Source organism: Azospirillum sp. Marseille-Q6669 (assembly GCF_965111635.1).
Window position 1 is genome coordinate 904,444 of record NZ_CBCOOP010000001.1, and the last position, 15,286, is coordinate 919,729.

The following is a 15,286-nucleotide window of genomic DNA, read 5'->3' on the forward strand; positions in this document are numbered from 1 at the left end:
TCATCCCATCTTGTCGAGCGTCAGCACGAGGCAGCCCGCCGACAGCTCGCGCCGTCCCATGCGGAAGGCCCCGGCGGGCAGCTCGATCCGCCGCTCGAAGCGGCCGTGGGGAATCTCGAGGCGGTGGATGATCCCGTCGCAGCCCAGCGGCAGGGTCCGCTCCCCGGCAACCACCAGAACGCCGTCCTCGACGGCGACGTGAAGCTGTTCCGCACCGACGCCGGGAAGGGCGACGACGATGGTCACCGCGTCCTCCGTCTCGTAGACGTCGATGGGCGGGGTCCAGCAGGCGCGGCGCGGGCCGGGCGGGGCCGGGCGGAAGAACTGGCGGTGCAGCCGCTCGGCACGGTCCAGCAGTTCGACAGCCTCCGACCACATGAAGGAAGCGGGGTCACGGCGGGGCGGCATGGCGTCTCCTTGGAGGAATGGCTGTGATGGACGTCAGATGCCGGCGCCGGTATCCGCGGAGGCTTGGGCAAGGTCCCGCGGTTCGGAATCCTTCTCCTTCGCCCGCTCGTCCTCCTCCTGGAGTTCACGGCAGGCCCGTTCCCAGTGTTCGGCGCGGCGGCCTTCGGGGCGCCCCTCCTGCTCCCAGATCTCGTAGGCACGGTGGCGGATGCGGTGTTCGTCCATCGCGGCGTTCCCCTCCTTCCCGCCCCGGCCGCAGGCATGGCCCGTCCGGCCGCAAGAACCGGGGCTCCTTCGTCCCTTCAGCAACGGTGGGGAGTCGCAGGCGTTCCGCCGACCATGCGGACATCAGACGGAAGAAAGGGCCGATGGCCCCTTTCGGGTTCGGGGCTTTAGAACCGGTCCGGCTCGTCCGTGGGATCGGGGCGGCCCGCCGCCTCGTCGTGGCCGCTGCGGTTGCTGAGAAAAACCAGGGCCATCAGCCCGATGGCGACGGCGCTGGTCAGCACGGCGCCGCCGACCAGGGCGAGCAGGCCCGGCAGGCTGAGGCCGAATAGGTCGAAGCCCGTCGCCGCCCAGGCGGCGAACAGCGCCGCCAGGACGATGATGGGACAGGCGATCAGGAAGACGCGGAGCCAGGACATGCACGCTCTCCAGCCGGTGCCGGGAAGCCTCTACATGGCCGCCCGGCACGGCGGAGGAAAGCCCGCCGCCTGTTTGCGTCAACCGGACGGCGTCAGTGGGAGAGCAGCAGCGGCACCGGGCAGGTGCGCAGGACATGGCGCGTCCCGCCGCCGCGGTGCAGGAAGGGGAAGCCGTAATGGCCGTGCGCGCCCATCACCAGCAGATCGGCCCCGGAGTCGATGCTGCGGGCCAGAAGCGCGTCCATGGCGCCGATGTCGGTCACCGTAAAATGCGTCTGGTCGGCCGTCACGCCGTGCAGCGCCAGATGGTCGAGCAGGCCGATGCGCTGCGGCTCCGTCCCGGCCGGCGGGGCGGCCTGGGTCAGAACGGTGATGACAGTGACCTCGTCGGCCGCCTGGAGGAAGGGCATGGCGTCGGACAGGGCACGGGCGGCCTCGCGCTCGGCGTTCCAGGCGACGGCGACGCGCTTGCCGATCACCGGGAAGGTTCCGGCAAAGGGCAGCACCAGCACCGGGCGGCCCGAATTCAGCACTACCTGCTCGTTCAGTTCCTCCGGCGCCACGCCGTCGGCGGGGGCGCTGCGGTCGAACTGGCCGAGCACCGTCAGGTCGGCGAAGCGCGACCAGATGATGACCTCGCGGATGACGTGGTTGTGCTCGCCATGGGTCAGGCCGTGCCACTGGCCCTGCAGGCCCGACGCCTGGAGCTTGTCGCGGAACATCGCCTCGCTGCGGGCGGCTGCCTGCTCCAGATGGTCGCTGGAGCGGCGGGCGATGACGCTGGTGGCGCTGCGGTCCGGCTGGGCGAACAGGCCGCGCAGGAAGGCGCCGCTGGTCTTCGCCAGCGCGATGGCCGCGTCGAGACGGGTTTCCACCTGCGGGCCGGAATCGAGATGCACGAGGATGTGCTTGTAGGCCATAAAACTCCCTCCCGTTGTTCTTGTTCGGGCGGGCGTGCCCGGAGGCGACGCGCCGGCACCGATTGTTCCTCTTGCGGCGCCGCAACGCCAGCAGGAAAAAGCCTTCCGGAAGGATGGAATAGGCGTTTCCTCAGAAGCTCATGCGCAAGCGGGCGGTGAAGGCGTGGTTGTGGCCGTCTGCCCCGGACAGTTCGCCGCGGTAACCCACCGAGGCGCTGACCGCCTGCCAGAGCTGGGCCGACAGGCCGGCGCCGATCACCAGGGAGTCGCGGCCGTCGCCGCTCGGGCTCACGCTGTTGGCGGCACCGCCGGGCAGGCGGATGGTGACGGTGCGCGCGTCCTCGGCAAACTGGTGCTCCCAGGCGATGCCCAGGCTGGGCTGAAGCACCGTCCGCCCGATCTCCACGACGGTGGAGGCTTCGGCCCCGACGCTGCTCTCCAGCGATTCGGCGCTCTGCCGCTCGACGCCGAGCGACAGCAGGCCGGCGCCGCTCTCCTGATAGCCGTCGATGCGCGTGTGGATGTAACGCAGGCCCAGCCGCGGTCCCAGCGCCGCCGGCCCGAGCTGCGCCGTGTAGCCCCCGGCGACCGACAGGGCGTAGGTCCGCCCATCCGTCTCCGCCGAGGCGTTGGGGAACGGCGCGAAGCCGGTGTTCCGGTCGATGTCGCCGTAGCGGTCGAAGGAGACGCTGCCCGCCACGGCCAGCAGGAAGCCCCGCGCCTCGGTCACCGCGTGCAGGCCGATGATGGTGCTGGTCATGTCCAGCGTGCCCGCCCCCTCGTCCAGCCTGGCGCGGCCGCGCGACCCGCCGACCGACAGCCCGACGCGCGAGGCCGGCCCGACCGGAAGTTCGGCGCCGACGCCGCCCGACTGGGTGTTGAAGCGGAAGCCCTGGCGCTCCGCCGTACCGCCGAGACGGCCCCAGGCGGCGTCGCCGATCAGGAACGCCCTCAGTTCGCCGGAGCCGAGCGGCGCCTCCACCCGCGTCGCGGCGGGTCCGGCGATGGAGCCGAGCAGCGCGCGGTGCCAGCTTCGCGTCGCTTCGAAGGCCAGCTCCGGCTGCATCGCCACTGTCTCCGCCGCGTCGTTCAGGGCGAGCAGGGCGCCCTGCATGTATTGCGCGATCAACAGATGGGCGGCGCGGGTCGGGTGGATCTCGTCCCAATAGACGGTCTGGTCGGCCTGCGCCTCGGTCCCGCAGGCGCCGGTCGGCGCGTTGTCCGACACGCAGGGCGTGACGGTGTTGGTGAAGCCGTAGGCCGTTGGGTTGGCCGCCACCGCGCGGTACAGCGCGTTGACGTCGGCCACCACGACGGTGACGCCCAGCCGCTTCTCCACATCGGCCATCGCCTGCGACAGCAATGTGTTGTGGGAGGCGGTGACGGTGTTCAGCAGGGCGGCGCGGTCGGAGTTGCGGGTGTCCGGGACGGTGCCGAGGTCCGGCAGGTTCGGGACCAGGAAGGTCTTCCCCCCGAGCGCCGCCAGACGCTCCACCGTGGTGACGATGTTGCCGACCGTCTGGGTGACGAGGCCCGACGGGTCCGCCCCGGCCGAGACGCGGTTGAAGTAGTCGTTGCCGCCTGCCCACACCGCGAACAGCCCGCCGCCGGTGCCGCTCGGGCGGCTGAACAGGAACTGCCCGACCTGCCCCTGGATGCCGGGAACGCCGGTCTGCGACAGGGTGCCGGTCTCCGCGCCGCCATAGGCGAAGTTGGTCTTCTGGTCGGGCTGGCTGCCGATCAGTGGGGCCAGCCGCTCGACCCAGACGGGGCCATTGGAGAAACGCCCGTCGTAATAGGGCGGGCTCTGCGGAATGCCGCCGCGCGTCAGCTCATAGACGCGGCCGGTGTCGGACAAGCTGTCGCCGAAGACGAACACCCGGTCGAACGGTACCGCCCCGGCGGGCGCCGACGCCAGCAACGCAGCCCCCGCTGCCATACGAATTGCCTTACCCTTCACCGCCTCACCTCCCCCGCTGGACAGCCGGAAAACAGGGGTGGTGCGTCAAAGCGGGGGGCGGTACCGCCATTGCGTCGGGAAGAGATGCCGCTTGGGCGGGTTCATCAGACCATGGGGGACCCGAGCTTGGGTCCATCCATGGAGGAGGCAGGACCTCGCCACTCGGCGGGCGGCGCCCATCGGCACTCCGGTGCCGGCGCCGCCCGCCCTTTTCTCAGCTCAGCGGTTTCCCCAGGGAAGCATGCGGCTCAGCGTTCCGTCCTTCAGCACATACTGGTGGACCAGGGCCGCCACCGCGTGCAGACCGGCCAGCACGATGATGGCGGTGCCGAGAAGCTCATGCAGCTTCTCCAGGATGTCGCCAAAGGCATGGTTTTCCCCCACCAGCGTCGGCAGGGTGAACAGGCCGAAAAAGGTGACGGGATGGCCATGGGCCTGGGTCATCGTCACGCCGGCCAGCGGCACGGCGATCATCAGGGCGTAGAGCGCCAGATGCCCCGCCTTGGCCGCCAGCAGGAGCAGCGGCGCGGTGTCGGCGGGCATCGGCGGCGGCGGGCTGACGGCGCGCCAGACCATGCGCAGCGCCACCAGCGCCAGCACCAGTACGCCGAGCGAGCGATGGACATCCATCAGGGCGGTCCGCTCCGGCCCGCGGGGCACCAGCCCGCGCCCCTGGGCGATGGCGAAGGCCACCAGGATCAGCAGGGCGACGCTCCAGTGCAGGAACAGCATCACACCGTCGTAGCGGGTCTTGACGGGGCGGGTCTTGACGGGCGGCCGGGCGGCGGCCTCGGAGTAAGCGTTGGACATCGGAAGTCCCCTCATCGGCAGAAACAGGCAAGTCCTGCCGATCCTGTCCGGGGGCGACTGAACCGAAGCTGAACGGCGGAACCCAGGACTGGAGATGGGGGTGCCGCGCGGCTCCGCGCCGTGGTCGCACGGATGACCCGGCGGGCCAGCCGGATCACCCCGATCAGAGGGAACGTTTTTGCTGCCGGCCATCGGCGACGGACATCGCCGAAGGGCGTCACACAGCCGCTTCGGACTCCGGCGCCAGTTCGGGCGCGGGCAGCAGGCGGCGCACCGTCAGACAGACGATGTCGCCGGTTTGCCCGCCCGGGCTGACATGGGCCTCCACTGCGCGCAGCAGCAGTTCGGAGCGGTCGCGCGCCGACAGGCCGCGGCCCTGGTGCAGGACGGCGGCCAGACGCTCCTCCCCGAACGGCTCGCGCTGGGCGTTCACCGCCCGCAGTACGCCCTCGGTGCACAGGAACAGCGTGTCCTCCTGCTCCAGCCGGGTCACCGCCTCGCCGTAGGGGATGCCCTTGCGCACGCCCAGCGCCGGGCCGCCCGCGTCGGCCAGGGTCAGAACGCTGCCGTCCGCGCGGATGCGGCAGGGCGCGCGGTTGCCGGCGCTGGAATGGCTGAGCATCCCGGTCTCGCGGTCGTAGAGGGCGACGAAGGCAGTGGCGAAGCCGTCGAACGGGCTCTGCCCGCACAGCCGGTCGTTGGCCGCCGCCAGGATAGCGGCCGGGGTCATGCCGGGCCGGGCCGCCGCCTCGCGGATCGCGCCGCGCACCAGCAGCATCAGGAAGGCCGCCGGCACACCCCAGCCGGACACCCCGGCCACCACCAGCAGGCAATGGCGCTCGTCCAGCTCGATCACGTCGTAGAAGTCGCCGCTGACCGCCGGGCCGGGGACCAGAAGGCCGAAGAACTGGCTGTCGCGCCCGGCGGGAAGCTGCTGCGGCAGCAGATTCGCCTGCACGTCGCGGGCGGCGCGCTGCTCCTCCTCGATCAGGTGTTCGGCGGCGGCCAGCTTCTCGGTGCGGGTCTCCAACTCGGCCGTGCGCATCAGGAGTTGGGCGTCCAGCGTCTCCTCGCGGTAGGACGCCTCCAGCGCCATGCTGCGGAAGACGCGGGCGAGACGGCCCATCTCGTCGTTGCGCTCCATCGCCTCATTCAGGGTGAAGGGGTTGAATCGCCCGGCCTCCACCGCGGCGACGGCCTCGCCCAGCCGCTCGATCGGGGCCATCTGGCTGCGCGCGAAGCGGACGGCGCCGTAGACGCCCGCCGCCAGGACGAGCAGCCCGACCAGAACGCCGATCTTCACATGGCGCCCGACCACCGAGGCCAAGTCCTCCGCCGGCAGGCGGACCACCGCGATGCCCGCCCCCTGCCCGGCAACCGCCGGCACCGGGGCAAAGGCGGTCAGCCGGTCGCCCTCGCGCAGAAGGCCGGTCTCGCCGGTCGCCGCTGCGGCCTTCGCCGCCTCCACCGCCCGCTCCGACAGCGGCCCGGCGCTGGGACCGGTGGCGTGCACGGCGAGACGCCCGTCGCGCTCCAGCAGCCACGCGCCCTCCACCGTGCCGCCGGCCAGCAGGGAGGCCATCACCCCGTCCACTCCGGCCTTGCGGGCGATGTCGCCCAGCCGGCGCACATCGGCGCCGACCTGGACGATGCGCGGCTTGTCGACGCCGGCCACACCGGCGAACTTCATCAGCTTGCCGCCTTCGGTGACGGCGTCGGTCACCACCTTCTCCGGCGCGCGGTTCAGCAGGCCGTAGTAGGGCGCCTGGCGCGGCTGCGCCCGCGCGTCGGGGCCGAAGGTGATGTCGGGGCCGGGAATGTTGTGCAGGTAGGCGCGGCCCCGGTTGTCGGTCACCCAGATCTCGTCCGGGCCGCCGCCGTCCGCCACGGTCTTCAGCCGGTCGGTCACCGCCTTGATCGGCGCCTTGCCCGCCTCCATCACCGCGACGAGATGGGCGGCGAGCGTCGCCTCCGACAGCAGCCGGTCGCCCAGAAGCGCTTCCATGTCGCGCGGGACCTCGCGCGCCAGCGTGGCGCTGCGGGCCAGCAGGGTCGCCGCGCCACGGCCGTCCGCTTCCACCCGCGTCTGGATCGCCGAATGGGTCGTCCAGGCCAGCAAAATCGTGACCAGCGCCACCGCCAGCGTCACCAGCCCGGAGATCAGGAGGACCAAACGCCCTTGAAAGGTCATGGAGGGGACCCGCCTTTTGTAGCCAACCGACCGCCACGGGCGCTCCGCTATCCCTGGACAAGCCTGGGATTTGGGAAAATTGCCCGACCGCGCCCGTCGGTTCTACCCAGCCGGGCAGCGTGAGTCCAGGAGAGGCGGACGCCGGCCTTGTAACCTTCAGTACCAGTAGCCGCCGATCCGGTAGCGCGGGCGCCGCACCGCCGCCGGCATGGCGAGGTGCGGCCGGGCATGAAGGGGGTGGGCGTCGAGCCCCGGCAGGACCGGCGGCGGGGTGCGCAGCGCCATCAGGCGGCGCACCCGCTCCTCGGTGTCCGGGTGGGTGCGCAGCAGGGATGGGATGTTCTGCGCCCGACGGCGGCCGGGAAAGCGCAGCCCCTCCCACGGGCTGTGCTGAAGCCGTTCGATCCGGGCGAGCGCCGAGGCGACGCCCTCCGGGTCACCGGTCAGGTGGGCGGCGTCGAGGTCGGCGTCGAACTCCCGGGTGCGCGACAGGGCGAGTTGCAGAAGCACGCCGATCCAGGGTGCGGCGATAAGCAGCAGCACCAGCAGCCAGGGAACCGCCTCCTGCCGCATCATCAGCAGGGGCAGGTTGAGAATCAGCAGGGCCATGCCGAAGACCGACATCAGCCGGGTCAGGCTGGTCACCGTGTCGGCCAGCCCCATCACGGTCAGGTCGTTGTTGCGCACGTGGCTGACCTCGTGGGCCAGCACGCCGGCCAGTTCGCGCAGGCTGAGCGCGCGCAGCAGCCCGTCGGTGACCGCGATGGCCGACCGGCGGCGGCTGCCCACGGCGAAGGCGTTCAGCGCCGGGCTGGCGACGTACCACAGCTCCGGCACCGCAGGCAGCTCCGCCCGCCGGGCGATGGCGGCCAGCGCATCGAACAGGACCGGAGCCTCCACATAGGTCAGGCGGCGGGCGCCGAACATGCCGAGCACCATGCGCGGCGACAGGCGCGGGCTGAACAGCAGGCTGATCGCGCCACCGAGAAGCGCCCACAGCACCCCTTCCACCCCGGCCAGGATCATCCCGCACAGAGCCAGCAGCAGCACCATGCCGCCGAGCAGGAGGAGGGACTGGAGCACATTCGCGATCTTGTGGCGCCGCCGCAGGTCGGCGGCCGCCTGATCCGTGGGCATGAAGGACCGGTGCGTGTGCGGCATGACGGGGGCTTCCTCCCTGACCATCTCCTTTTGGAACCGTTCAACCGGAACCAAGTCCGGCCCGCCTCATATTGGCGCGCGCCGCCCCGTCGTCATCCCGGCCGCAAGCACAGGCGCTCTGCGCCGGACGGAAGGGCACCCCTCTTGATTTGCGGGGGAGCGTCGAACACATACACGTCGAACGTGCTCACCCCTTAGCCGCTGACCCCCGCTTTCCAATCACGGTCATCGCCATGAGCAATCCTTACGAGATTCTGGGCGTATCCCCCACCGCTTCGGACGACGAAATCCGCAAGGCCTACCGGAAGCTGGCCAAGAAGCACCATCCCGACCTAAACCCCGGCAAGGCGGAGGCCGAGCAGCGCTTCAAGGACATCAGCGCCGCCTACAGTCTGCTGTCGGATGCCGACAAGCGCGCCCGCTTCGACCGCGGGGAGATCGACGCCTCCGGCCAGGAACGGCCGCAGCGCCAGTATTACCGCGACTTCGCGGAAGGCCCGGCGGGCGCCCGCTACGCCCATGCGGAAGGATTCGCGTCGGACGATCTGGAACACATCTTCTCCGATCTGTTCGGCGGGCGCGGCTTTGCCCGCGGCGGCGCCATGCCGATGAAGGGCGGTAACCTGAGCATGGCGCTGACGGTCGATTTCCTGGCGGCGGCCAAGGGCGGCAAGCGCCGCGTCACCATGCCGGATGGGAAGACGCTGGACATCGACCTGCCCGCCGGACTGGAGGATGGCGGCACCATCCGCCTGAAGGGCCAGGGCCTGCCCGGCAGCAACGGCGGTCCGCCCGGCGACGCGCTGGTGACCGTCAAGGTCACGCCCCACCCGTGGTTCCGGCGCGACGGCGACGACATCCAACTCGACCTGCCGGTGACGCTGGCCGAGGCGGTGCTTGGCGGCAAGGTGCGCGTGCCGACCATCGACGGGCCGGTGATGCTGACCGTTCCGAAGGGGGCGAACAACGGCACGCGGCTGCGGTTGAAGGGCAAGGGTCTTCCCGGAGCGACCGGGGTGCGGGGCGACCAGTATGTGACACTGCGCATTGCCCTGCCCGACGCACCCGACCCGGCGCTCGAGGCGTTCGTCCGGGATTGGAAGTCCGACCACAATCCGAGACGGGACATGGAGGCCGCATAAAATGGGCCAGGATGACAGGAAACCGGACGGCGTGGGGTGGCGGACCGAGGAGGTGCTGGCCACCTGCCGGCGCGTCTCCTCCGCCCAGCTGACGGTGTGGGTGGAGCGGCACTGGCTGCGGCCGCGTCACGAGGGGACCGGTTTCGTTTTCAGCGCGGCCGACGTGGCCCGGCTGGAGATGATCTGCGATCTGCGGGAGGATCTGGCGCTCGACGACGAGGCGATGCCGGTCGTGCTGTCGCTGCTGGACACCGTCTATGGGCTGCGGCGTCGCCTGCGTGTGTTGGCCGAAGCCATCGGCGATCTGCCGCCGGAGGCCCGCTATCTCCTGCAGGACGAGCTGCGGAAGCGGGAGGAAAAGGAGGGGTAGGTCAGCTCCGGACGCCGAAGGCCCGTCCGCTCAGCGCGATGTCCTGGTTGAAGCCTTCCGCGACCCGGTCGTTGCCGCCGGACTGCATGCACAGCGTCACGTTGATGGCGCTGAGGATTGCGTGGTCGATCTGGTCCGGCTTGGCGTTGTGGCGTTTGATGGCTTGAAGCGCGCGGGTCACGGATTGGGCCATGGAGCAGGTTCCGTTCGTTCTGGCAGGCTGCCCGGGTTGATCGGCGGGTTGGTTGATGGCGTCATCATGCCGCCGTCTCGCTCGTCCCGCTGTGCACCGGGCCACACCCAGCCGCACGGACCGCCTTTCGCAATAGCGAAAGTCCTACGGCTCAAATTGTTAATCAGGTGTAAACGTCCGGCCGAGCCCAAAAGGCATAACCCTTTATGCCTTTCCTGGAAGCTCCATCAAAGCAAGAGCATAGCTCAAGCCATTGGTTTGGTATTACCACTTATTAATGTCAAATGCGACATTTTGCCCGGCACCGCTGGCCACCCGCCGGGGAAGCATCGGTCCTCAGAGGTCTCCGTCTTCCGCCAGGAGTCGGCGATGGACGGCGGTGGCGGCGATCGCGGCCTGCCCCATGGCGACCGAAATCTGGTTCAGGCCCTCCACGATGTCACCCGCGGCGTAGAGCCCTTCGATACCCGTCTGCTGGTGGTCGTCGGTGACCAGCCGGCCGTCCGGGCCGATGCGCACGCCCAGCCCCTTCACCGGCTCAATCCGCGGATGGCAGCCCAGGGCGGAGTACAGCGTGTCGAAGGTCAGCCGCTCGCCGGCTGCCGTGGTCAGGGCGGCAATCCGCCCGCCTTCGGTGTGGATTTCCACCACCGGGTCCTCGACGGCGCGCAGCCCGGCCTCGGCCATGCGGCGCTCCTCCGCCTCCTCCAGATTCATCGGTTCGCCCAGCGTCAGCACGGTGATGTCGCGGGAATAGGTGCGCAGGAACAGCGCTTCTCCCAGAGCCCCGGTGCCGTGCCCGATGACGCCGATGCGGTGGCCGGTCACCTCGAACCCGTCGCAGATCGGGCAATGGCGGACCAGCCCCCGCTGCACCGCTTGATACAGGTTGGGCAATTGCGGCTCGCGGTCGATCACGCCGGTCGCGGCCAGCACGGTGCGGGCCCGGAACAGCCGCCCGTCCTCCGTCCGCACGCGGTAACCATCGTCGCCCCGCTCCACCGCCGTCACCGTTCCCGGCACGATCCGGGCGCCGTAGCGCTCCGCCTGGGCGCGCATGCGGGCCAACAGCTCGTCGCCGGTCACCCCGTCCGGAAAGCCCGCATGGTTGTGGGACAGCGGAATCCAGGAGGCCCGGCTGGCCCCGGAATCCACGACCAGAAAGCGGCGGCGGTAGCGCGCCAGATAGATCGCCGCGGTCAGCCCGGCGGGTCCGCCGCCGACGATCAGGGTATCCAGACGCTGTTCCTCGGGTGCGGCGGCCATCGCTTGGACATTCCGGCGATCATTGACGACGTTGGGGAACAGGCGGCGCGTCCCCCGGTTCCGCGACCGGATGCTGCGGCGCCGAAGCGTCCATTCGCCGCGCCACCCGCGGCTTGACCGGGTTGAATTGCCACACGCACTGTACGGCCATACCGTGTCCTGCCGGGAGCCGCAGCCGTGCCCCAGCCCCCGTCTGTCCCGTCCGAACCGCCGACGTTCAATATCGCCCCATGCGACCGGAACATCCTCGACGTGGAGCCGATGCTGCGCAACTTCGGCGGCCCCGGCCCCACCGTCACCATGCTTTACGCCCTGTTCCTGGATAACGCGGACGAGTTGTCGCGCGTCCTGAAAGAGCGATTGGCGCTCGGCGACCTGGATGGTGTCCGGCTGGCCGCCCATTCGGCCGCCGGCGCCGCCCGCACCGCCGGGGCCGGGCGGGTCGCCGACCTCTTCGGCTCGGTGGAGGAGGCGGCCCAGCGCGGCGACGCGGCGGTGGTGCGGCGGGACGCGGCGGCCCTCGACCGCGCCCTGGCCGACGTGAAAATCTTGATCGCACGCATTTGAGTTTCTTTCGCGCTGATATATCATGCGGGCGTAACCCTTAGGGGTACCCATGGGGCGAAGCGCGAGGGTGGCCGTGTCGTTCAATTCCTGCGCGGTGCTGGTCGTCGAGGACGAGGTGGTGACCCGCAGCGTCTCGGTGCGGCTGCTGAAGCAGTTGGGCGTCGGCACGGTGATCGAGGCGGCCGACGGGGCGGAGGCGCTGGCCCGCTGCAACCGGGTCGATTTCGACGCGATCTTCTGCGACGTGGACATGGCGCCGATGGGCGGTCTGGCCTTTCTGGAGGCCTTGGACGGGCGGGCGCCGGTCATCATGTTGACCAAGCACGACCGCTCCGACGTCGTCCTGTCGGCCCTGCGCTCCGGCGCCACCGGCTATCTGGTGAAGCCGCTGACCACGTTCGGCCTGCGTGAGAAGCTGGAAAAAGCGCTGTCCGCGAAAGGGTAGAACCTTGACCGCGACATTATACTTTTCGTAACCACGGCGGAATTATTCTGTACACGGTGCATTGCTGCACCCTTGTGCGGATTGCCGGGAGATTCCGCATGCCCATGAACGTTCTGGAAGTGGCGATCTACGCCATGGTGCTCACCGCGTCGCAGCCGCGCCCTTATGAGTGTGTCGCGGTGCAGCCGGAGGGGGTGAACTGCACGAACGGCCTCGCCGTTGCGTCCGAATCACCGAAGGGCGTCATGGCCTTCAACACCGGCGTGCAGGTCATCAAGGACAACCAGGGCCGCGTGCGGCTGAGCAACGGGATCACCACCCATTTCGATTCCTCGGCCTGGGTGGCCTTCAAGAACCCCGGCGGACAGACCCTGGTCAGCGTGCGCAAAACTGGGCCGTTCCGCTTCAAATTCTCCAACAGCTTCCAGTGCGAGATGATCGGCCAGAACCAGGACATGGCGCGCTGCTACAAGCCCTGAGGCCCAGTCACCCCACCCCGTCATCCGACCGAGTCACGGCCGTGCGGCGCGTCGAGATCCAGCGCCGGCCCCTTCGGCACGATGCCGGTCGGGTTGATCATGGTGTGGCTGGCGTAATAGTGCCGCTTGATGTGGTGGAAGTCGACCGTCTCCGCCACGCCGGGCACCTGATAAAGGTCGCGCAGATAGCCGGACAGGTTCGGATAATCGGCGATGCGGCGCAGGTTGCACTTGAAGTGGCCGACATAGACGGCGTCGAAGCGCACCAGCGTGGTGAACAGGCGCCAGTCGGCCTCGGTCTGCCGGTTCCCCAGCAGATAACGCTGTCCGGCCAGCCGCACGTCCAACTCGTCGAGCGCCGCGAAGAGGGCGTCGAACGCCTGCTCGTACTTCTCCTGGCTGGTCGCGAAGCCGGCCTTGTAGACGCCGTTGTTGACGCGGTCGTAGACGAAGGCGTTGAGCCGGTCGATCTCCTCCGCCAACTCCGCCGGGTAGAAGTCCAGCGAGGCGTCGCCGAAGGCATCGAATTCCCGGTTCAGCATGCGGACGATCTCCGCAGACTCGTTGCTGACGATGGTTCCGGTCTTCTTGTCCCACAGCACCGGGACGGTGACGCGCCCCGAGTAGGTGGGATCGGCCGTGGTGTAGACCTCGTGCAGGCGGGTGGAGCCGGTGATCGGATCGGGATCGGGGAAGGTCCAGCCCTCTTCCCGCATCAGGGGATCTACCACGGTGACTCCGATGGCGTCCTCCAGCCCCTTCAGCTTGCGCAGGATCAGCGTGCGGTGCGCCCAGGGGCAGGCCAGCGACACGAACAGGTGATAGCGCCCGGCCTCCGCCTGGAACGGGGTCGAGCCGTCGGCCCGCACCCAGTTGCGGAACTGGGTTTCCGGACGGACGAAGGCGCCGCCGCTGTTCTTGGTGTCGTACCACTGGTCGTGCCAGCGGCCGTCGATCAACAGGCCCATGCCCTGAACTCCCCTCTGTCCGGTGCCGCCTCTCCCGCTCGGACGGCGGAAGAGGCGCACTCCACCCTCAACCGTGCAGCTTCTTGGTGATCTCCGCGACGTGACGTCCCTGGTAGCGGGCGCCGTCCAACTCGACCGCGCTCGGCTGGCGGGAGCCGTCGCCGCCCGCGATGGTGCTGGCGCCGTAGGGGCTGTTGCCCATCACCTCGTCCACGCCCATCTGGCCCTGGAAGCTGTAGGGCAGACCGACGATCACCATGCCGAGATGCAGAAGCACGGTGTGGGTGGTGAGGATCGTGCTCTCCTGCCCACCGTGCTGGGTGGCGGAGGAGGAGAAGGCGGCGCCCACCTTGCCGACCAGCGCGCCCTTCGCCCACAGGCCGCCCGTCTGGTCGAGGAAATTCTTCATCTGGCCCGGCATGTTGCCGTAGCGCGTCGGCACGCCCAGGATGATGGCGTCGTAGTTGGCCAGTTCGTTCGGGTCGGCGATGGGAATGTTCGGCTCTTCCTTGAAGTGCGCCTTCTGCCGCACCTCCTCGGGGACCAGCTCCGGCACGCGCTTCACCGTCACCTCGGTTCCCGGAACCGAGCGGGCGCCTTCGGCCATCGCCTGCGCCATGGTGGAGATGTGGCCGTAGCTGCTGTAGTAGAGCACCAGAACCTTCGCCATGTCTCGTCTCCCCTCTGTCGTTGCGGCCGCGCTGGAGGCTGCGGCGTCCCAAAGAGATAGCGCGTTGCCGCGCTCCAGCAAATCCAGGGCGCTGGAACTTCATTGTTCCCGAGTGTAGAACAATGGGATGGATCGCCTCGACGACATGATGGCCTTTATCAAGGTCGTGGACACCAAGAGCTTCACCACCGCGGCGGAGCGCCTGAACCTGTCCAAGTCCGTGGTTTCCCGGCGAATCGCGGAGCTGGAGAACCGGCTGGGGGCGCGGCTGCTGAACCGCACCACGCGCAAGCTCAGCCTGACCGAGGTCGGGCAGGCCTATTATGAGCGCTGCACCCGCATCATCGCCGATCTGGAGGAGGCGGAGCAGGCCGTCGCCGACCTCCACGCCGCCCCGCGCGGGCGGTTGAAGGTCAACGCGCCGGTGTCCTTCGGGCTGCTGCATCTGGCCAAGGCGGTCGCCGAGTTCCTCGAACGCTACCCGTCCATCGAGATCGAGATGGACCTGAACGACCGCTACGTCGACCTGATCGACGAGGGCTACGATCTGGCGGTGCGCATCGGGCGGCTGCGCGACAGCTCGCTGATCGCCAAGCGCCTGGCCCCCAACCGCCAAGTGGTCTGCGCCAGCCCGGCCTATCTGGAGAAGCACGGGATACCTCAGACGCCGGATGAGCTGTCCAACCACAACTGCCTGATCTACACCAACATCCCGACCGCCGAGCAGTGGCAGTTCCGCGTCGGTGACGCCATGCGGTCGGTCCGCGTGTCGGGGTCGCTGCGCACCAACAACGGCGACCTGCTGCGCGAGTCCGCCATCGCCGGCGTCGGTATCATCGTTCTGCCCACCTTCCTGTGCGGCGAGGCGTTGTCCAAGGGGCAGCTCCAGTGCCTGCTGCTGGACTATTACATGGCGGAATCGAACGTCTTCGCGGTCTACCCGCAGAACCGCCACCTGTCGCCGAAAGTCCGCGTCTTCGTCGATTTCCTGGCCGAGCGTTTCGGTCCGCGTCCCTATTGGGACTGCGCCCTGCTCAGCCTGCAGCCCTTCCGGGCGGAGGCGTGACGGACGCCCCCATCCCGAAAAGCCGT

General features: G+C 69.3%; 18 protein-coding genes. 6 read left to right on the forward strand and 12 right to left on the reverse strand.

Annotated elements, in window-relative coordinates; all coding sequences use genetic code 11:
* From ACWPXE_RS03790 to ACWPXE_RS03825, 8 genes are all read right to left on the reverse strand, one after another.
* Positions 1-408 (reverse strand): Hsp20/alpha crystallin family protein, encoded by a 408-nt coding sequence (locus ACWPXE_RS03790; RefSeq protein WP_014198726.1) that lies wholly within the window; start codon positions 406-408, stop codon positions 1-3.
* Between the two features lie 33 nt (positions 409-441).
* Entirely contained in the window at positions 442-633 is a 192-nt protein-coding gene (locus tag ACWPXE_RS03795) for a DUF2934 domain-containing protein (protein ID WP_454016750.1), read from the reverse strand.
* Between the two features lie 167 nt (positions 634-800).
* Positions 801-1,052, reverse strand: coding sequence for a hypothetical protein (locus ACWPXE_RS03800; RefSeq protein WP_454016751.1), 252 nt, complete (start codon positions 1,050-1,052; stop codon positions 801-803).
* A gap of 92 nt (positions 1,053-1,144) precedes the next feature.
* Positions 1,145-1,972: a universal stress protein gene (locus ACWPXE_RS03805; protein ID WP_014198723.1), complete on the reverse strand. Its 828-nt coding sequence runs from the start codon at positions 1,970-1,972 to the stop codon at positions 1,145-1,147.
* 130 nt (positions 1,973-2,102) lie between these two features.
* Positions 2,103-3,911, reverse strand: a complete 1,809-nt coding sequence (locus ACWPXE_RS03810; protein WP_454016752.1) for an autotransporter domain-containing protein — start codon at positions 3,909-3,911, stop codon at positions 2,103-2,105.
* 240 nt (positions 3,912-4,151) lie between these two features.
* Positions 4,152-4,742 (reverse strand): cytochrome b, encoded by a 591-nt coding sequence (locus ACWPXE_RS03815; protein WP_454016753.1) that lies wholly within the window; start codon positions 4,740-4,742, stop codon positions 4,152-4,154.
* A gap of 217 nt (positions 4,743-4,959) precedes the next feature.
* Positions 4,960-6,933, reverse strand: coding sequence for a PP2C family protein-serine/threonine phosphatase (locus ACWPXE_RS03820; RefSeq protein ID WP_454016754.1), 1,974 nt, complete (start codon positions 6,931-6,933; stop codon positions 4,960-4,962).
* 156 nt (positions 6,934-7,089) lie between these two features.
* Entirely contained in the window at positions 7,090-8,094 is a 1,005-nt protein-coding gene (locus tag ACWPXE_RS03825) for a zinc metalloprotease HtpX (protein ID WP_454016755.1), read from the reverse strand.
* Between the two features lie 233 nt (positions 8,095-8,327).
* Here ACWPXE_RS03825 and ACWPXE_RS03830 point away from each other — a divergent pair, with 233 nt between their 5' ends.
* Both ACWPXE_RS03830 and ACWPXE_RS03835 read left to right on the forward strand, forming a co-directional pair.
* The gene (locus ACWPXE_RS03830) at positions 8,328-9,236 is read left to right on the forward strand and encodes a DnaJ C-terminal domain-containing protein (RefSeq protein ID WP_454016756.1); all 909 of its coding nucleotides are present in this window, start codon (positions 8,328-8,330) and stop codon (positions 9,234-9,236) included.
* 1 nt (position 9,237) lies between these two features.
* Positions 9,238-9,606 (forward strand): chaperone modulator CbpM, encoded by a 369-nt coding sequence (locus tag ACWPXE_RS03835; protein WP_454016757.1) that lies wholly within the window; start codon positions 9,238-9,240, stop codon positions 9,604-9,606.
* A 1-nt stretch (position 9,607) separates the two neighbouring features.
* Here the strand turns inward: ACWPXE_RS03835 and ACWPXE_RS03840 are convergent, their stop codons facing one another.
* Positions 9,608-9,799: a hypothetical protein gene (locus ACWPXE_RS03840; protein ID WP_454016758.1), complete on the reverse strand. Its 192-nt coding sequence runs from the start codon at positions 9,797-9,799 to the stop codon at positions 9,608-9,610.
* Positions 9,800-10,135: 336 nt separating this feature from the next.
* Complete coding sequence (locus ACWPXE_RS03845; protein WP_454016759.1) at positions 10,136-11,065, reverse strand: NAD(P)/FAD-dependent oxidoreductase; 930 nt, start codon at positions 11,063-11,065, stop codon at positions 10,136-10,138.
* A gap of 177 nt (positions 11,066-11,242) precedes the next feature.
* Here ACWPXE_RS03845 and ACWPXE_RS03850 point away from each other — a divergent pair, with 177 nt between their 5' ends.
* From ACWPXE_RS03850 to ACWPXE_RS03860, 3 genes are all read left to right on the forward strand, one after another.
* On the forward strand, positions 11,243-11,632 hold the full coding sequence (locus ACWPXE_RS03850; RefSeq protein WP_454016760.1) for an Hpt domain-containing protein: 390 nt from the start codon (positions 11,243-11,245) through the stop codon (positions 11,630-11,632).
* Between the two features lie 73 nt (positions 11,633-11,705).
* Positions 11,706-12,077 (forward strand): response regulator, encoded by a 372-nt coding sequence (locus tag ACWPXE_RS03855; protein WP_454016761.1) that lies wholly within the window; start codon positions 11,706-11,708, stop codon positions 12,075-12,077.
* Positions 12,078-12,175: 98 nt separating this feature from the next.
* Complete coding sequence (locus tag ACWPXE_RS03860) at positions 12,176-12,556, forward strand: hypothetical protein (RefSeq protein WP_237906235.1); 381 nt, start codon at positions 12,176-12,178, stop codon at positions 12,554-12,556.
* A 20-nt stretch (positions 12,557-12,576) separates the two neighbouring features.
* Here the strand turns inward: ACWPXE_RS03860 and ACWPXE_RS03865 are convergent, their stop codons facing one another.
* Positions 12,577-13,524, reverse strand: a complete 948-nt coding sequence (locus ACWPXE_RS03865; protein ID WP_454016762.1) for a glutathione S-transferase family protein — start codon at positions 13,522-13,524, stop codon at positions 12,577-12,579.
* A 67-nt stretch (positions 13,525-13,591) separates the two neighbouring features.
* Positions 13,592-14,194, reverse strand: a complete 603-nt coding sequence (gene wrbA, locus ACWPXE_RS03870; protein WP_094302591.1) for an NAD(P)H:quinone oxidoreductase — start codon at positions 14,192-14,194, stop codon at positions 13,592-13,594.
* A gap of 127 nt (positions 14,195-14,321) precedes the next feature.
* On the opposite strand from wrbA, the gene ACWPXE_RS03875 reads away from it, so the two are divergent.
* Complete coding sequence (locus ACWPXE_RS03875) at positions 14,322-15,260, forward strand: LysR family transcriptional regulator (RefSeq protein WP_035679155.1); 939 nt, start codon at positions 14,322-14,324, stop codon at positions 15,258-15,260.
* The last annotated feature ends 26 nt before the right edge of the window (positions 15,261-15,286 follow it).

What these genes read in the sequence shown, in the direction of transcription:
- ACWPXE_RS03800 (WP_454016751.1), bottom strand. Translation starts at nt 1,052, where the DNA reads ATGTCCTGGCTCCGCGTCTTCCTGATCGCCTGTCCCATCATCGTCCTG.
- ACWPXE_RS03865 (WP_454016762.1), bottom strand. Translation starts at nt 13,524, where the DNA reads ATGGGCCTGTTGATCGACGGCCGCTGGCACGACCAGTGGTACGACACC.
- ACWPXE_RS03875 (WP_035679155.1), top strand. Translation starts at nt 14,322, where the DNA reads ATGGATCGCCTCGACGACATGATGGCCTTTATCAAGGTCGTGGACACC.
- ACWPXE_RS03815 (WP_454016753.1), bottom strand. Translation starts at nt 4,742, where the DNA reads ATGTCCAACGCTTACTCCGAGGCCGCCGCCCGGCCGCCCGTCAAGACC.
- ACWPXE_RS03840 (WP_454016758.1), bottom strand. Translation starts at nt 9,799, where the DNA reads ATGGCCCAATCCGTGACCCGCGCGCTTCAAGCCATCAAACGCCACAAC.
- ACWPXE_RS03835 (WP_454016757.1), top strand. Translation starts at nt 9,238, where the DNA reads ATGGGCCAGGATGACAGGAAACCGGACGGCGTGGGGTGGCGGACCGAG.
- ACWPXE_RS03845 (WP_454016759.1), bottom strand. Translation starts at nt 11,065, where the DNA reads ATGGCCGCCGCACCCGAGGAACAGCGTCTGGATACCCTGATCGTCGGC.
- ACWPXE_RS03820 (WP_454016754.1), bottom strand. Translation starts at nt 6,933, where the DNA reads ATGACCTTTCAAGGGCGTTTGGTCCTCCTGATCTCCGGGCTGGTGACG.
- ACWPXE_RS03795 (WP_454016750.1), bottom strand. Translation starts at nt 633, where the DNA reads ATGGACGAACACCGCATCCGCCACCGTGCCTACGAGATCTGGGAGCAG.
- ACWPXE_RS03825 (WP_454016755.1), bottom strand. Translation starts at nt 8,094, where the DNA reads ATGCCGCACACGCACCGGTCCTTCATGCCCACGGATCAGGCGGCCGCC.
- ACWPXE_RS03810 (WP_454016752.1), bottom strand. Translation starts at nt 3,911, where the DNA reads ATGGCAGCGGGGGCTGCGTTGCTGGCGTCGGCGCCCGCCGGGGCGGTA.
- ACWPXE_RS03860 (WP_237906235.1), top strand. Translation starts at nt 12,176, where the DNA reads ATGCCCATGAACGTTCTGGAAGTGGCGATCTACGCCATGGTGCTCACC.
- wrbA (WP_094302591.1), bottom strand. Translation starts at nt 14,194, where the DNA reads ATGGCGAAGGTTCTGGTGCTCTACTACAGCAGCTACGGCCACATCTCC.
- ACWPXE_RS03830 (WP_454016756.1), top strand. Translation starts at nt 8,328, where the DNA reads ATGAGCAATCCTTACGAGATTCTGGGCGTATCCCCCACCGCTTCGGAC.
- ACWPXE_RS03790 (WP_014198726.1), bottom strand. Translation starts at nt 408, where the DNA reads ATGCCGCCCCGCCGTGACCCCGCTTCCTTCATGTGGTCGGAGGCTGTC.
- ACWPXE_RS03805 (WP_014198723.1), bottom strand. Translation starts at nt 1,972, where the DNA reads ATGGCCTACAAGCACATCCTCGTGCATCTCGATTCCGGCCCGCAGGTG.